The organism is Streptosporangium sp. NPDC001559 (genome assembly GCF_042893955.1).
GTDB lineage: Bacteria > Actinomycetota > Actinomycetes > Streptosporangiales > Streptosporangiaceae > Streptosporangium.
In genome coordinates this window covers 284,975-306,268 of the sequence record NZ_JBIAVG010000003.1, presented here as the reverse complement: position 1 = coordinate 306,268, position 21,294 = coordinate 284,975, and the positions used below count along the sequence as shown (strand labels likewise).

The 21,294-nt window shown below is 71.7% G+C and carries 18 protein-coding genes; 6 read left to right on the top strand and 12 right to left on the bottom strand.

The genetic code is table 11. The features are described 5' to 3' along the window. Window positions 1-120 precede the first annotated feature (120 nt). The 7 genes from ACFYY8_RS08475 to ACFYY8_RS08445 all read right to left on the bottom strand — a co-directional run bounded on the left by ACFYY8_RS08475 (window position 121) and on the right by ACFYY8_RS08445 (window position 10,315). Window positions 121-1,692, bottom strand: a complete 1,572-nt coding sequence (locus ACFYY8_RS08475; RefSeq protein WP_390038538.1) for a PucR family transcriptional regulator — start codon at window positions 1,690-1,692, stop codon at window positions 121-123. Continuing rightward, complete coding sequence (locus tag ACFYY8_RS08470) at window positions 1,689-3,233, bottom strand: amidohydrolase family protein (protein WP_390038536.1); 1,545 nt, start codon at window positions 3,231-3,233, stop codon at window positions 1,689-1,691. Before ACFYY8_RS08470 ends, ACFYY8_RS08475 begins: the two co-directional genes overlap by 4 nt. Window positions 3,234-3,482: 249 nt before the next feature. Further along, the gene (locus ACFYY8_RS08465; protein WP_390038534.1) at window positions 3,483-5,237 is read right to left on the bottom strand and encodes a dipeptide ABC transporter ATP-binding protein; all 1,755 of its coding nucleotides are present in this window, start codon (window positions 5,235-5,237) and stop codon (window positions 3,483-3,485) included. Then, window positions 5,234-6,028 carry an ABC transporter permease gene (locus ACFYY8_RS08460; protein ID WP_390038532.1) on the bottom strand — a complete coding sequence of 265 codons (795 nt, stop codon included), beginning with the start codon at window positions 6,026-6,028 and terminating at the stop codon, window positions 5,234-5,236. Before ACFYY8_RS08460 ends, ACFYY8_RS08465 begins: the two co-directional genes overlap by 4 nt. Continuing rightward, window positions 6,025-6,981 carry an ABC transporter permease gene (locus tag ACFYY8_RS08455; RefSeq protein ID WP_362776726.1) on the bottom strand — a complete coding sequence of 319 codons (957 nt, stop codon included), beginning with the start codon at window positions 6,979-6,981 and terminating at the stop codon, window positions 6,025-6,027. The genes ACFYY8_RS08460 and ACFYY8_RS08455 overlap by 4 nt, the downstream gene beginning before the upstream one ends. Window position 6,982: 1 nt before the next feature. After that, entirely contained in the window at window positions 6,983-8,548 is a 1,566-nt protein-coding gene (locus ACFYY8_RS08450) for an ABC transporter substrate-binding protein (protein WP_390038530.1), read from the bottom strand. A gap of 234 nt (window positions 8,549-8,782) precedes the next feature. Next, complete coding sequence (locus ACFYY8_RS08445; protein WP_390038528.1) at window positions 8,783-10,315, bottom strand: serine hydrolase domain-containing protein; 1,533 nt, start codon at window positions 10,313-10,315, stop codon at window positions 8,783-8,785. Window positions 10,316-10,465: 150 nt separating this feature from the next. Between ACFYY8_RS08445 and ACFYY8_RS08440 the strand changes: the two genes are divergently transcribed. The 3 genes from ACFYY8_RS08440 (at window position 10,466) to ACFYY8_RS08430 (ending at window position 12,454) form a co-directional block, all read left to right on the top strand. Next, window positions 10,466-11,617 (top strand): alpha/beta hydrolase family protein, encoded by a 1,152-nt coding sequence (locus ACFYY8_RS08440; RefSeq protein ID WP_390038526.1) that lies wholly within the window; start codon window positions 10,466-10,468, stop codon window positions 11,615-11,617. A gap of 186 nt (window positions 11,618-11,803) precedes the next feature. Further along, on the top strand, window positions 11,804-12,046 hold the full coding sequence (locus ACFYY8_RS08435; protein WP_390038524.1) for a hypothetical protein: 243 nt from the start codon (window positions 11,804-11,806) through the stop codon (window positions 12,044-12,046). Between the two features lie 87 nt (window positions 12,047-12,133). Further along, window positions 12,134-12,454 carry a helix-turn-helix domain-containing protein gene (locus ACFYY8_RS08430; RefSeq protein ID WP_390038522.1) on the top strand — a complete coding sequence of 107 codons (321 nt, stop codon included), beginning with the start codon at window positions 12,134-12,136 and terminating at the stop codon, window positions 12,452-12,454. Here the strand turns inward: ACFYY8_RS08430 and ACFYY8_RS08425 are convergent. Together ACFYY8_RS08425 and ACFYY8_RS08420 are read right to left on the bottom strand one after the other, a co-directional pair. Further along, the gene (locus tag ACFYY8_RS08425) at window positions 12,451-13,434 is read right to left on the bottom strand and encodes an ROK family protein (protein WP_390038520.1); all 984 of its coding nucleotides are present in this window, start codon (window positions 13,432-13,434) and stop codon (window positions 12,451-12,453) included. The two genes, ACFYY8_RS08430 and ACFYY8_RS08425, sit on opposite strands and share 4 nt — an antisense overlap. Further along, window positions 13,435-14,577, bottom strand: coding sequence for an FIST N-terminal domain-containing protein (locus ACFYY8_RS08420; protein ID WP_390039057.1), 1,143 nt, complete (start codon window positions 14,575-14,577; stop codon window positions 13,435-13,437). A gap of 210 nt (window positions 14,578-14,787) precedes the next feature. Here ACFYY8_RS08420 and ACFYY8_RS08415 point away from each other — a divergent pair, with 210 nt between their 5' ends. Continuing rightward, window positions 14,788-16,185 (top strand): sigma 54-interacting transcriptional regulator, encoded by a 1,398-nt coding sequence (locus ACFYY8_RS08415; protein ID WP_390038518.1) that lies wholly within the window; start codon window positions 14,788-14,790, stop codon window positions 16,183-16,185. Between the two features lie 30 nt (window positions 16,186-16,215). Continuing rightward, on the top strand, window positions 16,216-18,162 hold the full coding sequence (locus ACFYY8_RS08410; RefSeq protein WP_390038516.1) for a VWA domain-containing protein: 1,947 nt from the start codon (window positions 16,216-16,218) through the stop codon (window positions 18,160-18,162). Window positions 18,163-18,182: 20 nt separating this feature from the next. Here ACFYY8_RS08410 and ACFYY8_RS08405 read toward each other — a convergent pair whose 3' ends face one another. Then, window positions 18,183-18,605: a DUF6292 family protein gene (locus tag ACFYY8_RS08405; RefSeq protein WP_390038514.1), complete on the bottom strand. Its 423-nt coding sequence runs from the start codon at window positions 18,603-18,605 to the stop codon at window positions 18,183-18,185. 326 nt (window positions 18,606-18,931) lie between these two features. Between ACFYY8_RS08405 and ACFYY8_RS08400 the strand changes: the two genes are divergently transcribed. Further along, window positions 18,932-19,357: a hypothetical protein gene (locus ACFYY8_RS08400; RefSeq protein WP_390038512.1), complete on the top strand. Its 426-nt coding sequence runs from the start codon at window positions 18,932-18,934 to the stop codon at window positions 19,355-19,357. A gap of 290 nt (window positions 19,358-19,647) precedes the next feature. Here ACFYY8_RS08400 and ACFYY8_RS08395 read toward each other — a convergent pair whose 3' ends face one another. Beyond that, a complete protein-coding gene (locus tag ACFYY8_RS08395) occupies window positions 19,648-20,787 on the bottom strand; it encodes a cystathionine gamma-synthase (protein WP_390038510.1) in 1,140 nt (379 codons plus the stop codon). A 159-nt stretch (window positions 20,788-20,946) separates the two neighbouring features. Continuing rightward, the gene (locus ACFYY8_RS08390; RefSeq protein WP_390038508.1) at window positions 20,947-21,159 is read right to left on the bottom strand and encodes a hypothetical protein; all 213 of its coding nucleotides are present in this window, start codon (window positions 21,157-21,159) and stop codon (window positions 20,947-20,949) included. Between the last annotated feature and the right edge of the window lie 135 nt (window positions 21,160-21,294).

Genomic DNA, 21,294 nt, shown 5'->3' with positions numbered 1-21,294 from the left:
CTCAGCGCCACGCTCACCCGTCCGGCATTCGCACGACCTCGCGACATCGCCGGAACCCGTACGGCCCGGGGCGGCGCCGCTCGAAGCCTGCCCGGTCCGGCGGCGCCGTTCGGGAGCCGTTCAGGAGCCGTCCGGTCCCGCGGCGCCGCTCAGCCGGAGCTGGAGCGCGAGGACCAGGCGGGTGTCCGGGTCGTCCAGGTCGATCAGCTCACCGATCCTGCGTAGCCGGTAGCGCAGGGTGTTGGGGTGCAGGGACAGTGTGTCGGCCGCCCTGGGCACGTCGTAGTGCGCGGTCACCCACACCCGCAGGCTGCGCACGTAGTGGGTGCCGTGCCTGGCGTCGTGCGCGGCGACCACCCCGAGCGGCTCGCCGTGCAGGGAGGGCTTGGCCCGGACGGAGGCGTCCATGTCCATCAGGAACAGCGCCGCCGACAACTCCTCGTGGTGCCCGACCTCGGCCCTCGCGTACGGCCCGCACACCGCCCGCAACGCCTCCTCCGCCTGACGGGCACTGGTCGGCGCCAGCGCGGCCGCGGGGACCACCCGGCCGATCCCCGCCCGCCACTGCCCGCCGAGCCGGTCGCGCATCCTGGCCAGGACGTCGGCGGTGATCCTGCGCAGCAGCGGCGTCACCGAGTCCGTGGCGACGATCGCGTGGGCGCGCCCGTCGACCGCCCCGGTCGCCGCGCGCATCCGGTAGGCGGCGTAGGCAGTGCGCAGCAGGTCACCGGTGTGGGTGGCCGCGAAGGCGTCAGCCGTACGGCCGTGCGGACCGATGGTGACCACGGTGACCGGTTCGTCGGGCAGCAGGCCGAAGGAGGTGGCCAGCTCCCTGACCGGCCCGATGCCGCGCAGCAGGTTGCCCAGGCACTCGTCACGGCGCCTGCGGGCCTCGTCCGCGGCCAGGGTGATCCTGGCCAGGTGGGGCGCGGCGGCGCGTGCGGCCTCCGCGAGCACCTGCGCGGCGTCGGCCGCCAGCGGCTCCTCCGCCCTGAGCGCCCAGATCGTGCCGAGCGCCTCACCGTGCGCGCGGATGGCGATGGCCAGCCGGGGGTAGTACTCGCGCGGTTCGTAGCTCCACACCGCGTCCTCGGCGCGCAGCACCGCGGTGTACTCCTCGGTGTTGGTCGGGTGCTCGGGCACCCTGCGGCCCAGGATGCCCTCCCTGCGCAGGTCGTCGATCTGCTGCCCTTCGACCGTCGAGTAGGCCAGCACCCGCATCGCCAGGTCCTCGATGGCCACGGCCCCACCGAGCCGTACCGCCACCTGGTTGGCCAGCGCGAACAGGTCGGCCGCCCTGGCGTCGCCCAGCGACTCGACGGGCGCTACCACCGCGAGCAGGGCGTCGATCAGCGTGTAGAGCTGCCCCCAGGACAGGTCGGGGGCGGCGGCGAGCAACGCCGTACCGGCCGCCTCGGCCACCTCGGCCAGCGACTCCGGGTCGCTCATGCCCGGTTTGACCACCACGACCGCGACACCCGCCTCACCCGCGCGGGCCAGCGCCTCGGCGGACGGGCGCCCGGTGACCAGCAGCACGGCGCCGTCGAGACCGGTCATGGCCTCCTCGGGGTCGTAGATGACCGGTGTGCCGATCAACGGCTCCCTGCCGCCGGGCAGGGCGAGCGGACGCACCATCTCGGGACCGAGACTGTCCAGCAGCACACCGAGCGTGACCCGGCCGCGCGCCGTCATGACATCCCCCGGCGCAGGACCGTTCCATGCCTGCCCCCGGTGAACTCGCCCTCGGCGACCACCTCCCGCCCGGCGAGGAACACGTGCCGCACCCCGTGGGGACGCACGTCGGGGACCTCGTAGGTGCCGTCGTGGCCGACGGTCGCGGGGTCGAAGACGCAGACGTCGGCGACCGCGCCGGGACCGAGCCAGCCCCGGTCCGTCAGCCCGAACTGGGCGGCGACGGCCGAGCTGACCTTGCGGATCGCCTCGGGCATCGGGACGACCTTCCGCTCCCTGACGTAGGTCCCCAGGAAGGTGGGGAAGGTGCCGAACGTGCGCGGGTGGTTGGGGCCGACCGGGGGCCCGCCGTCCGAACCGATGGAGACCAGCGGATCCGCCATGATCGCGGTCACGTCGTCGTCGTGCATGGTGTGGAAGACCCCGGAGGCGTGCGGGTCCCGCCGAAGCAGGTCGCACAGGGCCTCCCACGGATCCCCGGGCAGGTCGGCCAGGCGTCTGCCCTCGACGGCGGGGTCGGAGTGGGTGAGGATCTGCACGTCGGCCGGGTGCAGCTCGCGCCACAGGCCGACCCCGGTGCCGGTCACCGGGTCCTCGGCCATCTCGCGGAGCGCGGCCCTGGTCAGGGGGTCGGCGAGCCTGGCCAGCAGTGCCTCCTGACCGCCCTCGCAGGCGACCGGCGGCAGCACGGCGACCAGGCCGGTGCCGAAGGCCAGGTACGGATACACGTCGGCGCGCACGTCCAGGCCCGACCTGCGCGCCTCGGCGAGCTTGGCCAGCAGCATGGCCGACGACCCGTGTACGGCCCGGCCCGACGCCTTGCAGTGTGAGACCTGCAGCCGCACCCCGGCCCGGGTGGCGACGGCGATCGCCTCGTCGAGCGCGTCGGCCAGCCCCTCGCTCTCGCTGCGCATGTGCGTGGCGTAGGGCAGGTTCCACCGCCGGGCGACCAGCGCGAGCGCGACCAGCTCGTCGGTGCCGGCGTAGGCGCCGGGGACGTACTCAAGGCCGCTGGACAGCCCGACGGCGCCCGCCTCGAACGCCTCGGCCGCCATGACACGCATCCGGTCGAGCGCCTCGCCCGTCGGCTTCGCCTCCATCCCGCTCGCCGCCAGCCGCAGCGTGTTGTGCCCCACCATGACGGCCAGGTTGTTGCTCGGCCCCGCCGCCCGCGCCGCGTCAAGGTACTCGCCGAACGTGGTGAACGCCTGCTCGGCCAGTACGGCGGGCATGAACCCGGCCGTCTCCGGGTTCGCCGGTCCGCAGGAGAAGCCGCAGTTGCCGACGATCTCGGTGGTGACGCCCTGGTGGAGCTTGAAGGGCTGGGGTTCGGCGAGGAAGGGCACGGTGTCGGAGTGGCTGTGCGGATCGACGAAACCGGGGGCGACGACCATCCCTGAGACGTCGATCACCCGCCTGGCGGGTCCGAGGTCACGGCCGACGGCGACGATCCGGCCCTCGGAGATCGCGACGTCGGCGTCCTTCTCCGGGCTGCCGAACCCGTCGTGAACGCTTCCATGGCTGAGCAGCAGGTCGTGCATGATGCAAGGTTTCCTTTCTCGCTACTCCGGCCACAAGCGACCAAAGTATGCAGTGTCTCTTTGCTCCGCCTGGCGGCGTCGCGGGCTTGGGCGCTTCGGGTCGGTGCTTTCCCTCGTCACTCCGTCGCTTCGCTCCTGCGTTCCTCAGTCCAAGCACCGACGCGCCCAAGCCGACACTCCTCACGCACGGCACCGGTAAGGCAAAGATCGAACTCCTCACGCGCGAGGCTGGGAGGGCCGGAACGGGGCCTAGGGGGTTGGGGGGACCGAGGCCAGGAGTTTCCGGGTGTAGGGGTGGGTGGGGACGTCCAGGATCTGGGGGGTTCGGCCCTCCTCGACCACCTCTCCCTTGAACAGGACCACGGTCCTGTCGGTGATCTGTCTGACCACGGCCAGGTCGTGGGTGATGAACAGCAGGCTGGTGCCCAGGTCGCGGCCCACCGTGCGCAGCAGTTCCAGCACGTGGGCCTGGACCGAGACGTCCAGCGAGGCGACCGGCTCGTCGCAGATCAGCAGGGCGGGCCGTACGGCCAGGGCCCTGGCGATGGCCACACGTTGCCGTTCGCCGCCGGACAGCGCCCTGGGGCGGCGCTCGGCGTAGGAGGCGGGCAGGCCGACCAGGTCGAGCAGTTCGGGAACGGAGAGCCGTCCCTCGCGTGATCCCTGGGCGGCGGCCTCGGCGAGCGTCGAACCCACGGTCAGCGAGGGGTTGAGCGAGGTCGAGGGGTCCTGGAAGACGCACTGCACCAGCCGGTGCGCCCGGTCTCCCCGCCGCCCGCGCCGGGTCAGGTCGAGCCCGGCCAGTTCCACGCGGCCTCCGTCCGGGGTGGACAGGCCCAGGACGCACCGGGCCAGGGTGGTCTTGCCCGACCCCGACTCGCCGACGACGCCGACGCTCTCGCCCTCCATGACGGTCAGCGAGACACCGCCGAGGGCGGTGTGCCCGCCGTACCGTTTGCGCAGGTCGTCGATGGTGAGCAGCGGGCCGCCCGCCGGGGTCTCGCGGAGCGCGGCGGGCTGTGGCCCGACATGGGACCCGGCATGGGGCCGGGGGCGGGGGCGCACCTCGTACAGGCAGGCGGTGCTCCTGCCCGGGGTGACCTCGCGCAGCGGCGGGCGGGCGTGCCCGCACCCGGATTCGGCCTGGAAGCAGCGGTCGGCGAAGGCGCACGTCCCGGTGACGTCCCCCGCGGACGGCACGGCGCCCGGGATGCCCTCAAGCCTGGGCAGCGTCACGCTCACCGAGGGCAGCGCCGCCAGCAGCCCGGACGTGTAGGGGTGGGCGGGTACCTTGGCCACGTCGAAGCCCGGCCCGCTCTCGACGATCCGGCCCGCGTACATGACCGCGACCCGGTCGCACATCTCGAAGGCCACCCGCAGGTCGTGGGTGATCAGCAGCACCCCCATCCCGCGCGCCCGCTGGACCTCGCGCAGCAGCATGAGGATCTCGTGCTGGGTGGTCGCGTCGAGCGCGGTCGTGGGCTCGTCGGCGATGAGCAGCTCGGGGTCGCCGGCCAGGGCCGCGGCGAGGGCGATCCGCTGCCGCATGCCCCCGGAGAGCTGGAAGGGGTAGCGTCCCGCGACCGAGGGGTCGTCGATGCCCACCTCCGCCAGCCGCCGCGTCACCTCCTCCCCGCGCTGGGCACGGTTCCGGCGCGCCGCCCCGGTCCTGGGCAGCGACTCGGCGATGTGGGCGCCGGCCGTGATCAGCGGGTTGAGCATGGCGAAGGGGTCCTGCATGAGCAGTGCGACCCGGCTGCCGCGCACCGACCGCAGCACGCGTTCACGGGCGCCGAGCAGTTGCAGGCCGGACAGGGTGACCGAGCCGGTCGCGGTCATGCCCTTGGGCAGCAGTCCCGCCACGGCCCTGGCGGTCAGCGACTTGCCGCTGCCCGACTCGCCGACCAGCCCGACGGTCTCCCCCGCGGAGACGGTCAGGTCGACGCCGTCCACGACCAGGTGACGGCCGGTGACGGTCAGGCCGGTGACGTCGAGGAGGGTCATCGGGCGCCTCCCTTGGAGAGGGTGTCGAACAGCCGGTCGCCCAGCAGGGTGGCCGAGGTCGCGATCAGGGTGATCAGGACGACCGGGGCGACGGAGGCCCAGGGGTTGAGGTCGAGCAGGTCCCGGTTCTCCTCGACCATCAGCCCCCAGTCGGGGGTGCCCGCGGGCAGGCCGATGCCCAGGAAGGAGAGCCCGGCCAGCGAGACCAGGGCGGCCACGAAGCTCAGCAGGGCGTTGGAGACGACCGTGGGGGCGAGATTGGGCAGCAGGTGGCGGAACATGACCCGCCGGGGCGGCAGCCCCAGGGTCCTGGCCGCCTCGGCGTAGGCCAGGTCGCGCTGGGCGAGCGTCAGGCTGCGGATCACCCGGATGTCGCCCGGTGTGAACAGTACGGCCATGGCCAGCACGGACCAGCCGTACCCGCCGCCGAGCACACCGACCAGCACGATCAGCACCAGCATTCCGGGCATCGCGATGGCCAGGTCCACGGTCCGCATCATCAGCGCGTCGATCCAGCCGAGCCGGTACCCGGCGAACAGGCCGAGCAAGGTGCTCAGCGTGGTCGTGCCGAGCGCGACGAGGACGGGCCACAGCAGCGCGGACCCGGCCCCGGTCAGGAGGCGGGACAGCACGTCCCTGCCCAGGTCGTCGGTACCGAGCCAGTGGGCCGCGTCCGGACCGGCCGCGCCGAGCGCCAGGTCCTGCGTCGCCGGGTCGTAGGGAGCCAGGTGGGAGCCGAACAGCCCGACGAGGATCGCCAGGCCGAGCACCCCGGCCAGCACGCCCCTCACAGCGCCACCGCGCCGTGCCGTACCCGGGGGTCGACCACGAGGTAGGCCAGGTCGATCAGCAGGTTGACCACGACCACGATCGCGCCGCTGAACAGGACGAGCGCCTGCACCACGGGGATGTCCTTCTGGCTGACGGCGGCGATGAGCAGGGCGCCGAGCCCGTGCAGGCCGAAGGCCTGTTCGACGAAGAGGGCGCCGGTCAGGTTCGCCGCCAGCAGCAGTCCGCCGACGGTCAGCACGGGCAGGGCCGCGTTGCGCAGCGCGTAGCCGATCCAGACACGCGCGCGCGGCAGCCCCCGTGCTCTGGCGAAGGTCAGGAAGTCCTGCCCGGCCAGGTCGAGCGCCGCCGCCCGCATCTGCCGTACCACCATGGCTCCCTGCGCCGCGGCCAGGGCGAGCGCGGGCAGCGTCAGGTGGGTGACGCGTTCGGCGAACGTCTCGCCCGCGCCGAAGACGGGGAACCAGCCGAGGGTGACCGCGAAGCCGTACAGCAGCAGGATGCTCATCGCGAACGGCGGTACGGCCAGCAGGACCAGGGAGCCGAGGGTGATGCCCTGGTCGAGGAGACCGCCCCGGCCCATCGCGGCCACCAGCCCGACGGGGACGCCGACGGCGAAGGTGATCAGCAGGGCGTAGCCCGCCAGGCCCGCGGTGACCGGCAGCCGGTCGGCGATGACGTCGGCGACCGGCTCCCTGGAGTAGATGGAGACGCCGAAGTCACCGTGTACGGCGTCGCCGAGCCAGCGGGCGTAGCGCAGCGGGAACGGGTCGTCGAGGTGGTACTCGGCCCTGATCGCCGCCCTGGTCTCCGGCGTCGAGGGGCGGGTGCCCAGCAGCACCTGTTCGGGACCGCCGGGTGAGGCGACGAGCAGCCCGTAGGTGATCACCGAGAGCGCGCCGAGCAGGACCAGCGCGGCGGCCAGGCGGCGGGCGACGAGAGTGAGGACGGCCATGTCACTTGCCCGCCGGGCGGATGACGACGAAGAAGTTGGGGTTCCAGACGCTCAGTCCCGTCGCGGTGAACCCGTCGCGCAGCGCGATGCCGTTGTCCATGTGGAACAGGGGGACGTACGGCACCTGCTCCCCGATCTCGGTGAGCAGGGCGGTCACCTGGTCCTGGCGCTCCTGACCGGTGGCCTCGCTCAGGGCGTCGAGCCGGGCGTCCAGTTCGGCGGAGCCGTACCCGGAGAAGTTGAAGCCCTGCGGCTTGGCGGCGGCGCGGCCGACCATGTCGGGCAGGACCTCGATCGGCTCCGGGGTGCCGTAGGAGAGGTTGACGTACTGCACGCCGAGTCCCTTGTGGTCCATCAGCATGGCGATGTACCTGTCACCGGGGCTCGGCTCCATGGTCAGCTTGATGCCGATCTTCGCGAGGTCGGCGGAGACGGCCTGCATGACGGTCGCGCCGTCCGACCCCGAGGAGTACGGCACCGCCATCGTGAACCCGTCCGGGTAGGCCGACTTGGCCAGTTCGGCCTTGGCCGCGGCCAGGTCGAACGGGTGGTCGGGGAACTTCGGCGTGTCGTCGCCGTAGAGGGCGGTCATCTGCGGCATCGGCAGCATCGCCCTCGCCGTGGTGCCGTGCCCCCCGGTCATCAGGGTGGTCAGGGCCTGGCGGTCCACGGCGTGCGCGATGGCCCGCCGTACGTGGACGTCCTTGAGCGGGCCGTTGCCGACGGCCAGCGACAGGTAGGCGATGTTGTTGCCGGGATAGAAGCTCGTGGTGACACCGGGGAGGTTCGTCCACTTGCGGGCGTCACGGGCGTTGAGACCGTCGGTGGCGTCGACCTCCCCCGACCTGACGGCCATCCTGAGCGTCTCGGCGTCGGAGATGGATTTGATCTCGACCCGGCGCAGCGCGGGCTTCGGCCCCCAGTAGGACTCGTTGCGCTCCAGCACGGTGCCCGAGGTGAGGGAGAACTTCACGACCTTGAAGGGGCCAGTGCCGATCGTGCCGACCTCGGGACTGCCCAGGTCCCTGGGGTGCGCCTCGGCCAGCTTGCGCGGCACGACCTGCCAGGCGATGGCCGCCACCGACAGGAAGGCCGGGTTGGGGCGGGCCAGGGTGACCCTGACCTTGTCGGTTCCGACGGCCTCGGCCTTCTTGACGGTGGTGAAGTAGCTGGCCGCCTGGGAGGCGACGGCCGGGTCCAGGTGACGGCTCAGGGAGTAGGCGGCGTCGTCGGCGGTCAGCGGGGAGCCGTCGGTGAAGGTCACGGCCTTGCGCAGGGTGAACTCGTAGCTGTCCGGCGTCGGCTGGGTCCACGACGTGGCCAGTCCCGGGGCGGGCGCCCCCTTGGCGTCGAGGGTGACCATGGTGTCCAGCACCGCGAGCTGGATGGTGGTCGAGGCGTTGTTGAAGCCGTGCGCGATGTCCAGGCTGTTCGGTGCCGCGGAGGACGCCCAGACCAGGGTGTCGCGGTCGGCGCCGGTCGCGCCCTTCTGCGGGGAGCCCGCACAGGCCGCGACGGGAAGGAGGAGCAGGGCGACCACGGCGGCCCTGATGGTCGGCGTTTTCATGGTGACCACCTCGGGAGGGGAGCGGGATAGTGGGACGCTAGAAGCCGTCCGGCCCTCGTTCACTGACCCCGCAGCCAAAACCCTCGGTCCCGCCCTCGTGCTGCAGGCCAACATGGGCCCCCGCTCCCCCGCTTCGGCCCCGCCCTCCAGCGCTCCCGGGCCACCCCGGAAAGCCGTCTCGGGCTGGCCGGGAAGGCCGTCTCCGGACTTCACCCGGGAAGACCGTCTCCGGGCTCATCCATGGAGGTCGCCTCCGGGCTCGCCCGTGAAGCGCATCCGGCGCAGGCCGCCCCCACTGATCAGCAGGTCGCCTCCGTCGGGCCGCAGCGTGAACGGCCCCGCCCCCCACACCCCCGCCGGGGCGGGTTCGACGGGAAGCCGCAGCTCACGTCCGGCGCGCAGCACGCCGTCCCTGACCGTGACGCGGACGTCCAGCTCCTCGCTGTGGTAGGTCCCGCCGGGCATGGGCTCGGTGCCCGGCGCCTCGCACGGCCGGTAGGCGATCGGACGCCGGGCCCCCAGACCGCTGTCCAGCGCCAGCCCGCCGTCCCGGCGCTCAAGCCAGAGCCCGTCCGCGTCGCCGAGGCCGTACCAGCGGCCGTCCTTGGCGAGGGCGAACTCGGCGACGTCACCGCTCCTGTCGAGCCTGACCCGGCCGTTCTCCGCGGCTTCGAGCGTGAGGAAGGCGTCTCCCACCGGGTCGTGCCAGTACCCGGCCGGCACCTCGACCGCCGGGTCCACCGTCTCCGCCGGTTCGAAGGGTTCCCCGGGCGCCTCGCCCAGCAGCGTCCTGGCCAGGCGTTCGCTCAGCCTGACCGGGTCGACCGCCGTCTGGTTGGACAGCACGGCGACACCGAAGCCGGCCTCGGGCAGGTACAGCAGGTTCGACAGGTAGCCGGGGACGCCTCCCGCGTGCCCGTAGCCCGCGCTGCCCGCCATCGGTGTGTGGTAGATGCCGCTGGCGTAGCGCAGGGGGGTGCCGTCGGCCAGCACGGTCGGTTCGAGCAGCTGCCGCCGCAGGTCGTCGCCCAGGACCCGCCCGTCGGCCAGGAAGCCGAACCAGGGGGCCAGGTCGGCCACGCTGGTCACCACTCCGCCGTCGCCGACCGCGCTCTCCAGGGTGTCGGCCCGCTTCGGCTCGCCGTCCGCGTTGCCGTAGCCGTACGCCAGCCTGGGCAGCGGCAGTGTGGTGTCGTCCCTGAACAGGGTGTCGTCCATGCCGAGCGGACCGAAGATCCGCTCGCGGGCGAACTCGGCGATCGACTGCCCGGTCACCGTGCGGACCACCACGGCGGCCAGGACGTAGCCGGTGTTGGAGTAGCTGAAGTCGGTCCCGGGCGGGAAGGCCGTGTGCCGGATCCCCCGGACCTCGTCGAGCAGCCGTTCCTCGGTCAGCGCGGTGAACGGCGTCCCGGTGAACGCCTGCAGCGTGTACCACTCGGGCAGCCCGCCGGTGTGCTGCAGGCACTGCCGCAGTGTGACGGGTACGGTCAGCGCCAGGCCCGGGATGTGCTTCCTGATGTCGTCGTCGAGGCTGAGCCTGCCGTCCCTGGCCAGCAGCATGACGCACGCGGCGGTGAACTGCTTGCTGACCGAGGCGATGTCGAAGCGGGTGTGGGCGTCGATCGGGACGCCGAACTCGACGCAGGCCATCCCCTGGGCGGTGGTGAGCAGAGCTTTGCCGTCGGCGTAGACGCCGACCGCGAGCCCCGGGGCGTCGGGCCCGACCAGGGCCGCCACCTCGCGTTTTACCAGTTCAAGATCCATGGCTTCACTATGCACGACACGGTGCCACGAACCTTTTGGCCGTGGACGCAAAGTTGACGACACCGCTTTGGCGCCGGGGACGACGCGGGACCGGCAACCTTTGGCGTGCGGCCCCACGCCCGCGGGAAAAGCCGGAATTAGGTTCGTCGAATGATCAAAGTTCTCGTGAGAGGGCTGGCGGCCTGCGTCGTTCTGGCCGTGGTCGCCGCCCCTGCCCACGCCGCTCCCTCCTCCGCTCCCGCGTCCGTGAGCGCCGCCCGGTTCACGGCCCCCGTCCTGCCGAAGCCGACGGGCCCCCACCCGGTCGGCGCCGTCGACCTGCACCTGGTCGACTCCTCCCGCGCCGACCCGTGGGAACCGGAGCGGCGGCGCGAGCTGATGGTCACGCTCCGCTACCCGGCCCGCGCCAAGACCGGCGTCAGGACGCGGTACGTGACCCCTGCGGAGTCGGCGCTGCTGCTGGCCGGGCAGGGCGTCGAGGGCGCCCCGCCGGACCTGCTGAACAGGATCAGGACGAACGCCAGGACCGGGGCGCGGCCGTTGCGCTCCGGGCTGCCCCTGGTGGTCCTCTCACCGGGGTTCGGCCTGCCGCGCTCCTCGCTCACCACGCTCAGTGAGGAGCTGGCCAGCCGGGGCTACGCGGTCGCCACGGTCGGGCACCCGTACGAGGCGACGGCGACCACCCTGCCCGACGGCACCACCGTCACCTGCGCGGCCTGCGAGATCGAGGACTCCCCCGGCCTCGTCCCGACGATCCGCTCGGCCGACGTGTCCTTCCTCATCGGCAGGCTGACCGGCGCTCATCCCGTGTGGGGGCCGCCCGGCCTGATCGACGCGTCGAGGATCGGCATGGCGGGCCACTCCATCGGCGGCAACAGCGCGGCCCAGGCCATGGTCGACGACCCCAGGATCGACGCCGGCCTCGTCATGGACGGCTCGTTCATCGTCCCGCTCCCGGCGAGCGGCCTGGCCAGGCCGTTCATGCTGTTCGGCACCGAGGGGTCGTTCCTGCCGGGCGGTCCCGACGAGGAGACGTCCTGGCGGGACAACTGGCCCCGGCTGACCGGCTGGAAGCGCTGGGCGACGGTCACCGGCGCCGAGCACGAGTCGTTCACCGACTACCCGGTGCTGAGCGAGCAGCTCGGCATGCCGCCGGGCGCGCTCCCCTCCGCCAGGGCGGTGCCGATCACCCGTTCCTACGTGCGGGCCTTCTTCGACCTGCACCTGCGCGGTGTCCCCTCCCCCCTGCTCAACCGCCCCTCCCCGAAGAACCCCGAGGTCAGGCTCTGGAAGACCCCCTGACCCCCTTCCCCGGTACGGCCCCGCCGTACCGGGGACACAACCGTCGCAACCGTCCCCCGCGTTCGGCCACGCGAAAAGGTGACGACCCGCCAGCGCGGCGAGCACCACGTCAGACCCTTGTTTTCCCTCCGAGGCATAGCCGAAAAGTTTAGAATATTCTAAACTTCAGCCAAGCCCGGGGGTGCCGTGAACGACCGGGAGATCTTCTTGACCGACGAGGTGGAAGAGTTTCTCGACACCCTCTACAAGACCGATCGGCAGTCGCACAAACTGGTCGATCAGGCCATTCTCATCCTGGAACGCAACGGCCCAGCCGAGGGACGACCACTGGTCGACAGCATCACAGGATCCAAGATCTCTAACATGACTGTTCGGCTTAGATCCGTGGCGGGCAGCGATTCTGCTGGTCGCGGGAGACAAGGCTGCTAGCTGGGAACGCTGGTACCGAACGGCGATCCCGCGCGCTGAGCGTTTGTACGAGACCTACCTGGTGGATCGGCAGAAGGAGGTGACGCGATGAGCAGCCATCGTCGGTGGCGGGATAGCGGCCATCTGGAGCGCGCGGTCGAGACCGCAGGCGGGCCCGACCGGTTCGAGGCCGAGGTCCAGCACATGTGCGACGAAGCTCAGGCATGGCGTCTGGCCGACATGCGCAGACGACGTGGACTCACCCAGAACGACGTCGCAGAGAGCATGGGGATCTCGGTGGGCAGAGTGTCCCAGATCGAGAAAGGCGACGTTTCAACGCGCGAGGTTCTGGATCGGTATGTCGCCGCACTCGGCGGGACGCTCAGGTTGATCGCCGACTTCGGAGACGAGCAGCTCAAGGTCGGTTAGCGGGGCCAGTAGTGGGAGGCGGCGAGGATGAGGGCGGCGGCGCCCACCAGGCCCGCGTCCTGGCCGAGGGCGGCGGGCACCACCCTGGCGCGACGGGCGAAGCCCATCCGGGTGTGCTCGCCGAGCGCGGCCTCAAGCGGGTCGAACAGCAGGCGCCCGGCCTGGGAGAGGCCGCCGCCGACGGTGACGAGGTCGAGGTCGCAGAGGTTGACGGCGGCGGCGACGGCCAGACCGAGGGCCCGTCCCGCCCGTTCCATCGCGGCCAGCGCCAGCCGGTCGCCCGCCGCGGCGTCCAGGGCGAGCTGCCGCCCGCTCGCCGTCGCCGCCTCCACGTACGGCACGGCCTCCCCCGGAGCGGGCATCTCCCGTACGGCGGCGCCCGGCTGCCAGCCGCGTCCCAGCGCCCAGGCGGCCAGGGCCGGGCCCCGCGCGACGGCCTCAAGGCAGCCCCTGGCCCCGCACCCGCAGACCGGCCCGCCGGGTTCGACCACGACATGCCCGACGTGCCCGGCGTTGCCGCTGCCACCGTTGATCAACCGGCCGTCCAGGACGAGCCCGCCGCCCACCCCCGTCGAGACGACCATGCCGAGCATGTTGGCGCTGCCCCGGCCCGCACCCCGCCAGTGTTCCGCGACGGCCAGGCAGACGGCGTCGTTGTGCACGCGCACCGGCACGCCGGGGAAGCGCTCCGCCAGCCGCGCCCTGAGCGGGAAGTCACGCCAGCCGGGCATGTTGATCGGTGAGACCTCGCCCTCCGGCCAGCTCATCGGACCGCCGCAGCCGACCCCGACGCCCACGACCTCGGCCGGTTCCGTGAGCAGCGCGTCGATCAGGGAGTCGAGCGTCCTCCACAGCGTCTGGGCGTCGCCACCCGGGGGTGTCGCCGTCCTGCGGGCCCTGAGGACCTCTCCCTCACTGCCGACCAGGGCGACGGCGAACTTCGTCCCGCCGATGTCGACGGCGAGCACCGATCCGGACATCTAGCGATCATACGGTCTGTCGCCGCCGGGGCGTGAGGAGAAGACCAGGACGGAGGCGGTGAAACCGTGCACGTGGTTGTGGCCCCCGACGGGGCCGACCTCACCCGCGGCGAAGAACCCGGCGACGCCGATCGGGCCGAGGGTCTCCCTGACCGCGACGGCGTCGTGGTCGGCGCTGCCGAACATGGCCGACCCCCTGCCGTTGCAGGAGAACAGCAGCGCGCCGTCCACCCCGCCGAACTCCTCACGGTGGGCGTCGAGCAGCTCGTAGAGGTCCTCATCGGCGGTCGCGGCGTCACGCACCTGGAAGCGCACCGTACGGCCGATCTCGACGACGTCCCCGATGGCGACGGCCTCCCGTTCCGGGTCGATGCCGAGCACCCCCCGGATGAGGAAGTCGCCGTGCTCGTGTCGTTCGGCGTACTCGTCCATGGCGACGCCGATCTGCAGTCCTGAGGCGACCAGCTCCCGTTCGTCCTCGTCAAGCGCGCTGACCACCTCCTCAAGCCTGGCGAGGGCGGGCTGGCCCGCGAGTTCGAGCAGGAGGTTGTCCTCGACCCCGGTGACGGCCATCGTCGGGCCGATCGGACGGCAGCCCTGGCTGACCACGGTCCTGACCTCGACGGCTCCGCCGAGCAGAACGCCGACCGCTCCCTCGGTGTAGACCTCGCCGTCGGCGAACAGCCGTACGGCCCCCCTTCCCCTGAGCGCGTTGGCCAGGCCGCCGATCAACGGCAGGTCGCCGAGAACCTCGTCGGAGCGTTCGACGAAGCCGTCGGTCGGAAAGCTGTAGGGGTCGGCGAACAGGATGGCCGCGTGGTCGTCGGCCTGGGGTTCCGGCAGGCCGACGACCACGAAACGGTCATCGGCCCTGAGGGTGTCCAGGGCGAAGGTCGTCAGCCGGGCTCCGTCGAGGGTCGCGGCCCAGGCGCTCACCGCGGGGGTGACCTCCACGCCCCGCCCGTCGCCGATCACGCCCGTCGCGCTGCAGCCGATCACCGCCGCCTCCGGTGTCATCCGCATGACGCGCAGCCCCGCCTGGGCGACCTCGTCGGGGTCGTCGCCGCAGATGAAGAAACAGACCAGGTGAGGCGGCCCGGTCAGGCCGGAGATGGCCTGGCGCACGGCGGTCTCCGCCGCCATGACCAGGTCGGAGCCCACGGCGAGACCGTCGGAGAAGCAGCTCGTCAACAGCGCCACTCGTCTCACCTCCCCTTCTTGTCCGAAGCCTTGCCTTGCAGCGATTCTCCCCACTGTGAGGACATGCACGCGCACCGGACGGCACACGATGTCCAAGATCCGAAAGCGGGATAACAGTCCCGGTTTCGGCTTCGGGGACGTAGGCTCAATCTCGTGCCTCAAATCCCAGAGCCACGTACTCTGCGCGATCTTCGCGAGAGCGGCCATGTCCACCGCACGGTAAAGGCCGAGATCCGCGAGAACCTTCTGGCCCGGCTACGGGCCGGGCAGCCGAGGTTCCCCGGCATCGTGGGTTTCGACGAGACCGTCCTGCCACACCTGGAGACAGCCCTGCTGGCCGGGCACGACCTGGTCCTGCTCGGCGAGCGGGGGCAGGGCAAGACCCGGCTCATCCGCACGGTGACCGGTCTCCTCGACGAGTGGACGCCGGTCGTCGACGGCTGTGAGATCAACGACCACCCCTACGCGCCCTCCTGCGCCCGCTGCCGCAGGCTCGCCGACGAGGCGGGCGAGGAGCTTCCGGTCTCCTGGCGGCACAGGGACGAGCGTTACGGCGAGAAGCTCGCCACCCCGGACACCTCCGTCGGCGACCTGATCGGTGACATCGACCCCATCAAGATCGCCGAGGGGCGCACACTCGGCGACCCGGAGACCGTCCACTACGGCCTGGTCCCCCGCAGCAACCGGGGTGTCTTCTCGGTCAACGAGCTGCCCGACCTGGCGGAGCGGATCCAGGTCTCGCTGCTCAACGTGCTTGAGGAGCGCGACATCCAGGTCAGGGGATACAACCTGCGCCTGCCGCTGGACATCCTGCTGATCGCCAGCGCCAACCCGGAGGACTACACCAACCGGGGCCGGATCATCACCCCGCTGAAGGACCGCTTCGGCGCCGAGATCCGCACCCACTACCCCCTGTCCGTCGAGACCGAGCTCCGGCTCATCCGCCAGGAGGCCGCGCTCGACCAGGTGGGCGCCGACCTGCCCGACCACCTGGTCGAGGTGATCGCCCGCTTCACCCGCCTGGTCCGTGAGTCGACCGCGGTCGACGCGCGCTCCGGGGTCTCGGCCCGCTTCTCCATCGCCGCCGCCGAGACCGCCGCCGCCTCAGCCGTACGGCGGGCGGCGCTGACCGGCGAGGAGCGCGCGGTGACCCGGGTCGCCGACCTGCCTGGCATCGTGCACACCCTGCGGGGCAAGGTGGAGTTCGAGGTCAGCGAGGAGGGCCGGGAGACCGAGGTCCTGTCCCACCTGCTGCGCAGGGCCGTCGCGGAGACCTTCCGCGGCACCATCGGCGGCCTTGACCTGGCCCCGCTGCTCGAACGGTTCTCCGAGGGCACCCAGGTCGAGTCGGGGGCCATGGTCCCCGCCGCGGACCTGCTGCGCGGGATCGGCCCCGTGCCGGGACTCGCCAAGATCATGTCGGGGCTCGGCATCGGCGACGAGTCCCCCGGGCACGCCGCAGCGGCCCTTGAGTTCGCCCTTGAGGGCCTGTATCTCCTGCGGCGTCTGTCCAAGGACGAGGTTGACGGCACGACGGTCTACCGCACCTGAGGCCCGGCGGCGCGTGTTGGAGGGCGTTCGATGAGCTATCGCTATGGCGAGTACCGGGAAGGGCCCGACCCGCTCGCGCCGCCGTACGACGTGCGTTCGGCGCTCGACCAGATGGGCGACTCCGTGCTGGCCGGGGCCAACCCGTCCCATGCCCTGCGTGACCTGCTCAAGCAGGGCCTGCCGGGGGCGGGCGACCGGCGCGGCCTGGACGACCTGCTCCGCGAGGTACGGCGGCGCAGGCGTGAGCTGCGCGAGCGCGGCCGTCTCGACGGGACGCTCGAACGGGCCAGGGCGCTGCTGGACAAGGCGATCGGCCAGGAGCGGGCGGAGCTGTTCCCCGACCCGTCCGACGACGCCAGGCTGCGTGAGGCGGAGCTGGACGGCCTGCCCTCCGACGCGGCCAGCGCGATCCAGGAGCTGAGCGGCTACCGCTGGCGTTCGGCCGCCGCGCGTCAGACCTTCGAGGAACTGCGCGACCTGCTGCGCAGGGAGGTGCTCGACAGCCAGTTCCGCGGGATGCGCGAGGCGCTGGCCAACCCCGATCCGGCCGCGATGGAGCGGGTCAGGCAGATGATGTCGGCGCTGAACGACATGCTGGACCGGGACGCGCGGGGCGAACACACCCCAGAAGACTTCGACGCCTTCATGTCGAAATATGGGGACATGTTTCCGGAGGCGCCACGGAACCTGGAGGAGCTGGTCGACCTCCTCGCCCGCAGGGCGGCCGCCACCCAGCGCCTGATGGCCTCGCTCACCCCCCGCCAGCGCGAGGAGCTCAGCCGCCTGGTCGACCAGACGCTCGACCAGGCCGGGCTCGGCGAGCAGATGCGCCGCCTCGGCGACTCCCTCTACGCCCGCCGGCCCGACCTGGCCTGGAACACCCCGGAACGGCTCTCCGGCGAGGATCCCCTGGGGATGGGCGACGCGGTCAGCGCCCTTGAGGAGCTGGCCGACCTCACCCAGCTTGAGGCCGCGCTGCGCCAGGACTACCCGGGCGCCCGCCTCGACGACATCGACGAGGCGGCGATCCGCCGCGCCCTCGGCCGTTCGGCCGTCGACGACCTGGACGCGCTCAAGCGGATCGAACGGGAACTCGAACGGCAGGGATACCTGCGCCGCCAGCGCGGCAAGCTCGAACTCACCCCCAAGGCGGTGCGCCGCCTCGGCGAGACCGCCCTACGCCGCGTCTTCGCCTCCCTGGACTCCGGTCGCAGGGGCGACCACGACCAGGTGGACGCGGGCTCCGCCGGGGAGTTGACCGGCTCCACCCGGCCGTGGCGCTTCGGCGACGAGCAGCCCATCGACGTGGTCCGCACGGTCGTCAACGGCGTACGGCGCGGCGGAGCGGCGGGGACGGTGACCCTGTCGGTCGACGACTTCGAGGTGGCCGAGACCGAGCGGCGCACCGCGGCCGCGGTGTGCCTGCTGGTCGACCTGTCCTACTCGATGGCGCTGCGCGGCACCTGGGCGGCGGCCAAGCAGACCGCGATGGCCCTGCAGGCGCTGGTCACCTCGAAGTTCCCCCAGGACTCGGTGCAGATCATCGGCTTCTCCAACTACGCCCGGGTCCTGCAGCCCGACGAGCTGGCCGGGCTCGAATGGGACATGGTCCAGGGCACCAACCTGCACCACGCGCTGCTGATCGCGGGCCGCCACCTGGACCGCCATCCGGACTTCGAGCCGGTCGTGCTCGTGGTCACCGACGGTGAGCCGACCGCCCACCTGCGGCGCAACGGCTCGGCCGCCTTCGAGTGGCCGCCGACGCGCGAGACGCTCGACCTGACGCTGGCCGAGGTGGACAAGATGACCCGGCGCAGGGCGACGCTCAACGTCTTCATGCTCGCCGACGACGAGCGGCTGAGGGACTTCGTGAACGAGGTGGCCAGGCGCAACGGCGGCCGGGTCTTCTCCTCGAACGCCGACCGGCTCGGCGAGTACGTCGTCAGCGACTTCCTGCGGACCCGCAGAAAGCGCTGAGCCCTTCCTCGAAGGGCCCGTCAGGCGTCGGCGTAGGCGAGGTAGTGGTTGAGCGCGAGGTCGAAACCGTCGCGGTAGTGGCGGTACGACCGGTAGCAGGGCCGCCAGGCCGTACTGTTGCCGACTCCGGCGCGGGCGTCCTCGACCGCGGCGGGAACCCGTTCGGGGCTGGGCAGCAGGCCTCCGCCCAGATAGCGGGGGTCGGCCAGGACGGTGCAGCGCTCACGGTCGCCGGACACGTAGCGGCCCCGGCACCAGCCGCTCTCCTCGTCCCACACCAGGGCGTCGCCGCCGGTCAGCAGGATCGTGGCGGCCCTCGGGTCGCAGGGTCCCGCCCACCAGCCGGTGGCCTGGACGCCCAGCGCCTCGACGACGCGGCTCACGTAGGAGGACGGCTGACCGCGCCACTCCTCGGTGTACGGCTCCACATGTCTCACACCCACAGGGGGCACTCCCTTGTGCCGTCGTGCATGATCTGATTGACTGCTCGCCCGGCACGGCCGTGATCTCGTTGCCGACGGCCCCAGCGCCCAAGAGCGAACCCACCGGTGATCCTACTCACTTCAATGGGATGCTTAGCGCGTTAATAAGAAGATCTACCATCGCACATCACCATAAATGCGGATTATCCAAATTGTGATGTTCTGTCCACAAACTTCTCCTGCGGGCCTCCACGCTCCCGGACACTCACGATCCAGCGGAGCCGCAGGCCCGGCCTCCCAGGGCGTGCCTTCCTTGACCGAGATCACCGAGGGCTAATGTCTGGTTCATGACCCAACTGCTGCTCTGGCTGCACATCGGCTTCGCGATCTTCACGCTCGGACCGCTCACCGCGGTGACGATGTCCACACCGAAGTTCATCCGCTCCAGGGACCTCAACGTCCTGCGCTACCTGCACAGGACCACCCGGATCTACGCCATCGGCGCCATCGGCGTCTTCATCGCCGGCCTGCTGCTCGGCCGCGAGTACCTCGGCAGGCCGTACCTGTCGATCTCCATGACGCTGTTCATCGTCGCCGCGGTCCTCCTGGTCATCGTGGACCGCGACCAGGCCGCCGCCATCAAACTGCTCAGCGCCGAGCCCTCGACCGACGACGCGAAGGCCCAGCGCGGCCGGATCGCCGCCTTCTCCGGGGTGATCGCCCTGATCTGGCTGGTCATCCTGGTGCTGATGGTCTGGGGCAGCCCCGCCTGAGGGCAGACCGAAGACCTCTGACGACGGCGGAGACGGCCGCCCCGGAAGACGGCGGGCACGAGATCACCTCCGCCCGGCCGTCAGCCAGGAAAGGATCTTTTCGGGAGCACCACGAAAAGCGCCTTTTCCGGCAGGGAGTTTCCGATTCACTGCCATTCCCCTTTTCCCGTGCCGGGGCGGTTCACCGGAACGCACGGGAGCAGGCGACAGAGCACACGAAGCCGGGCGGAAGGGGCACGCCCGGCCCGGCCTCAACCCAGCCGCTCAGCCTCAGAGCCCAGCGCCCGGCCTCAGCCCAGCGCCCGGCTGAGGTCGGCGAGCAGGTCGTCGACCGACTCGATGCCGACGGACAGGCGGACCAGGTCCGCCGGCACCTCAAGCGGCGACCCGGCCGCCGAGGCGTGTGTCATCCGCCCCGGGTGCTCGATCAGCGACTCGACACCGCCCAGTGACTCACCGAGCGTGAAGAGCTTGGTCCGGTTGCAGATCTCGACCGCCTCCGCCTCGCCCCCCGCGACCCGGAACGAGACCATGCCCCCGAACCGCCGCATCTGCTTGGCCGCGGTCTCGTGCCCCGGGTGGTCCGGCAGACCGGGATAGAGCACCGAGGAGACCCTCGGGTGGGCGAGCAGCAGATCGGCGACCCGCTCGGCGTTGTCGCAGTGCCGTTCCATCCGCACCGCGAGCGTCTTGAGCCCGCGCAGCGTCAGCCACGCGTCGAACGGCCCGGCGACCGCGCCCATGGCGTTCTGGTGGAAGGCGAGCCTTTCGCCCAGTTCGGCGTCTGCCGTGACGAGCGCGCCACCGACCACGTCGGAGTGCCCGCCGACGTACTTCGTGGTCGAGTGGACGACGACGTCCGCGCCGAGCGCCAGCGGCTGCTGCAGGTACGGCGAGGCGAAGGTGTTGTCCACCACGAGCAGCGCGCCGTTGTCGTGGGCCAGTTCGGCCAGCGCCGCGATGTCGGCGATGCCGAGCAGCGGGTTCGTCGGCGTCTCGACCCAGACGATCCTGGTCTTCGGCGTCATGGCGCCGGCGACCGCGTCGAGGTCGCCCAGCGCCACCGGGTCGTAGTGCAGGCCCCACGGCCGGTTCACCTTGGAGAACAGCCGGTAGGTGCCGCCGTAGGCGTCGTTCGGGATGAGAACGTGGTCACTCGGCCTGCACACCGTGCGCAGCAGCGTGTCCTCGGCCGCCAGACCGGACGCGAAGGCAAGACCTCGCGCGCCGCCCTCGACCGCGGCGACGGCCTCCTCAAGGGCGGTCCTGGTCGGGTTGGCCGAACGGCTGTACTCGTATCCGGCGCGCAGACCGCCGACGCCGTCCTGCTTGTACGTGGACACCGCGTAGATCGGCGGAACGACGGCCCCCGTATACGGGTCCGGCTCCTGACCTGCGTGGATGGCCAGAGTTTCGAATCCTTCAGTCATAGGGCAACGCTACTCGCACCCGGGCGGGCACATGTCGCGTCCACCCGGCCAGGCGTGCCGGACCGTCCCCCGACGACCGGCCCGCCTGGCCGTACCCCCAGGTAGAGCCACCACGGGCGCACCATCAGGCCCGCCGGCCCCCCGCCGGCGGATTCGCCGTCAGGCGGCCCGGTGCCCGCTGCCGGCCGTGTGACGCCCCGGCAGCCACACGACCTCACCCCCCGCCTCGACCGGCGGCACCTCGATGTGACGGCCGCTGGCGCCCTCGCCGCCCTGGCCGTTGATCCGCGAGAGCACGACCGGGTCCGCGAGCGCCAGAGCCAGCGCGACCACGAACCCAACGATCAGTACCAGGACTCCGATGACGGTCATCTCCGTCCCCCCTTCGACTCCTCAAGCATCGGCCGCGGACCCCGGCGGGCGCCTCCGCTGAAGGACCGGTTCCCCGTGACGCCGCTCCACCGAATGGCTGATGTCCGATTTGGCCAAGAGTCTTAGGCTCAGTGG

Coding starts and splice junctions, on each gene's coding strand:
- ACFYY8_RS08475 (WP_390038538.1), bottom strand. CDS start 1,692: ATGACGGCGCGCGGCCGGGTCACGCTCGGTGTGCTGCTGGACAGTCTC.
- ACFYY8_RS08470 (WP_390038536.1), bottom strand. CDS start 3,233: ATGCACGACCTGCTGCTCAGCCATGGAAGCGTTCACGACGGGTTCGGC.
- ACFYY8_RS08465 (WP_390038534.1), bottom strand. CDS start 5,237: ATGACCCTCCTCGACGTCACCGGCCTGACCGTCACCGGCCGTCACCTG.
- ACFYY8_RS08455 (WP_362776726.1), bottom strand. CDS start 6,981: ATGGCCGTCCTCACTCTCGTCGCCCGCCGCCTGGCCGCCGCGCTGGTC.
- ACFYY8_RS08450 (WP_390038530.1), bottom strand. CDS start 8,548: ATGAAAACGCCGACCATCAGGGCCGCCGTGGTCGCCCTGCTCCTCCTT.
- ACFYY8_RS08445 (WP_390038528.1), bottom strand. CDS start 10,315: ATGGATCTTGAACTGGTAAAACGCGAGGTGGCGGCCCTGGTCGGGCCC.
- ACFYY8_RS08440 (WP_390038526.1), top strand. CDS start 10,466: ATGATCAAAGTTCTCGTGAGAGGGCTGGCGGCCTGCGTCGTTCTGGCC.
- ACFYY8_RS08430 (WP_390038522.1), top strand. CDS start 12,134: ATGAGCAGCCATCGTCGGTGGCGGGATAGCGGCCATCTGGAGCGCGCG.
- ACFYY8_RS08425 (WP_390038520.1), bottom strand. CDS start 13,434: ATGTCCGGATCGGTGCTCGCCGTCGACATCGGCGGGACGAAGTTCGCC.
- ACFYY8_RS08420 (WP_390039057.1), bottom strand. CDS start 14,577: ATGGCGGCGGAGACCGCCGTGCGCCAGGCCATCTCCGGCCTGACCGGG.
- ACFYY8_RS08410 (WP_390038516.1), top strand. CDS start 16,216: ATGAGCTATCGCTATGGCGAGTACCGGGAAGGGCCCGACCCGCTCGCG.
- ACFYY8_RS08400 (WP_390038512.1), top strand. CDS start 18,932: ATGACCCAACTGCTGCTCTGGCTGCACATCGGCTTCGCGATCTTCACG.
- ACFYY8_RS08395 (WP_390038510.1), bottom strand. CDS start 20,787: ATGACTGAAGGATTCGAAACTCTGGCCATCCACGCAGGTCAGGAGCCG.
- ACFYY8_RS08390 (WP_390038508.1), bottom strand. CDS start 21,159: ATGACCGTCATCGGAGTCCTGGTACTGATCGTTGGGTTCGTGGTCGCG.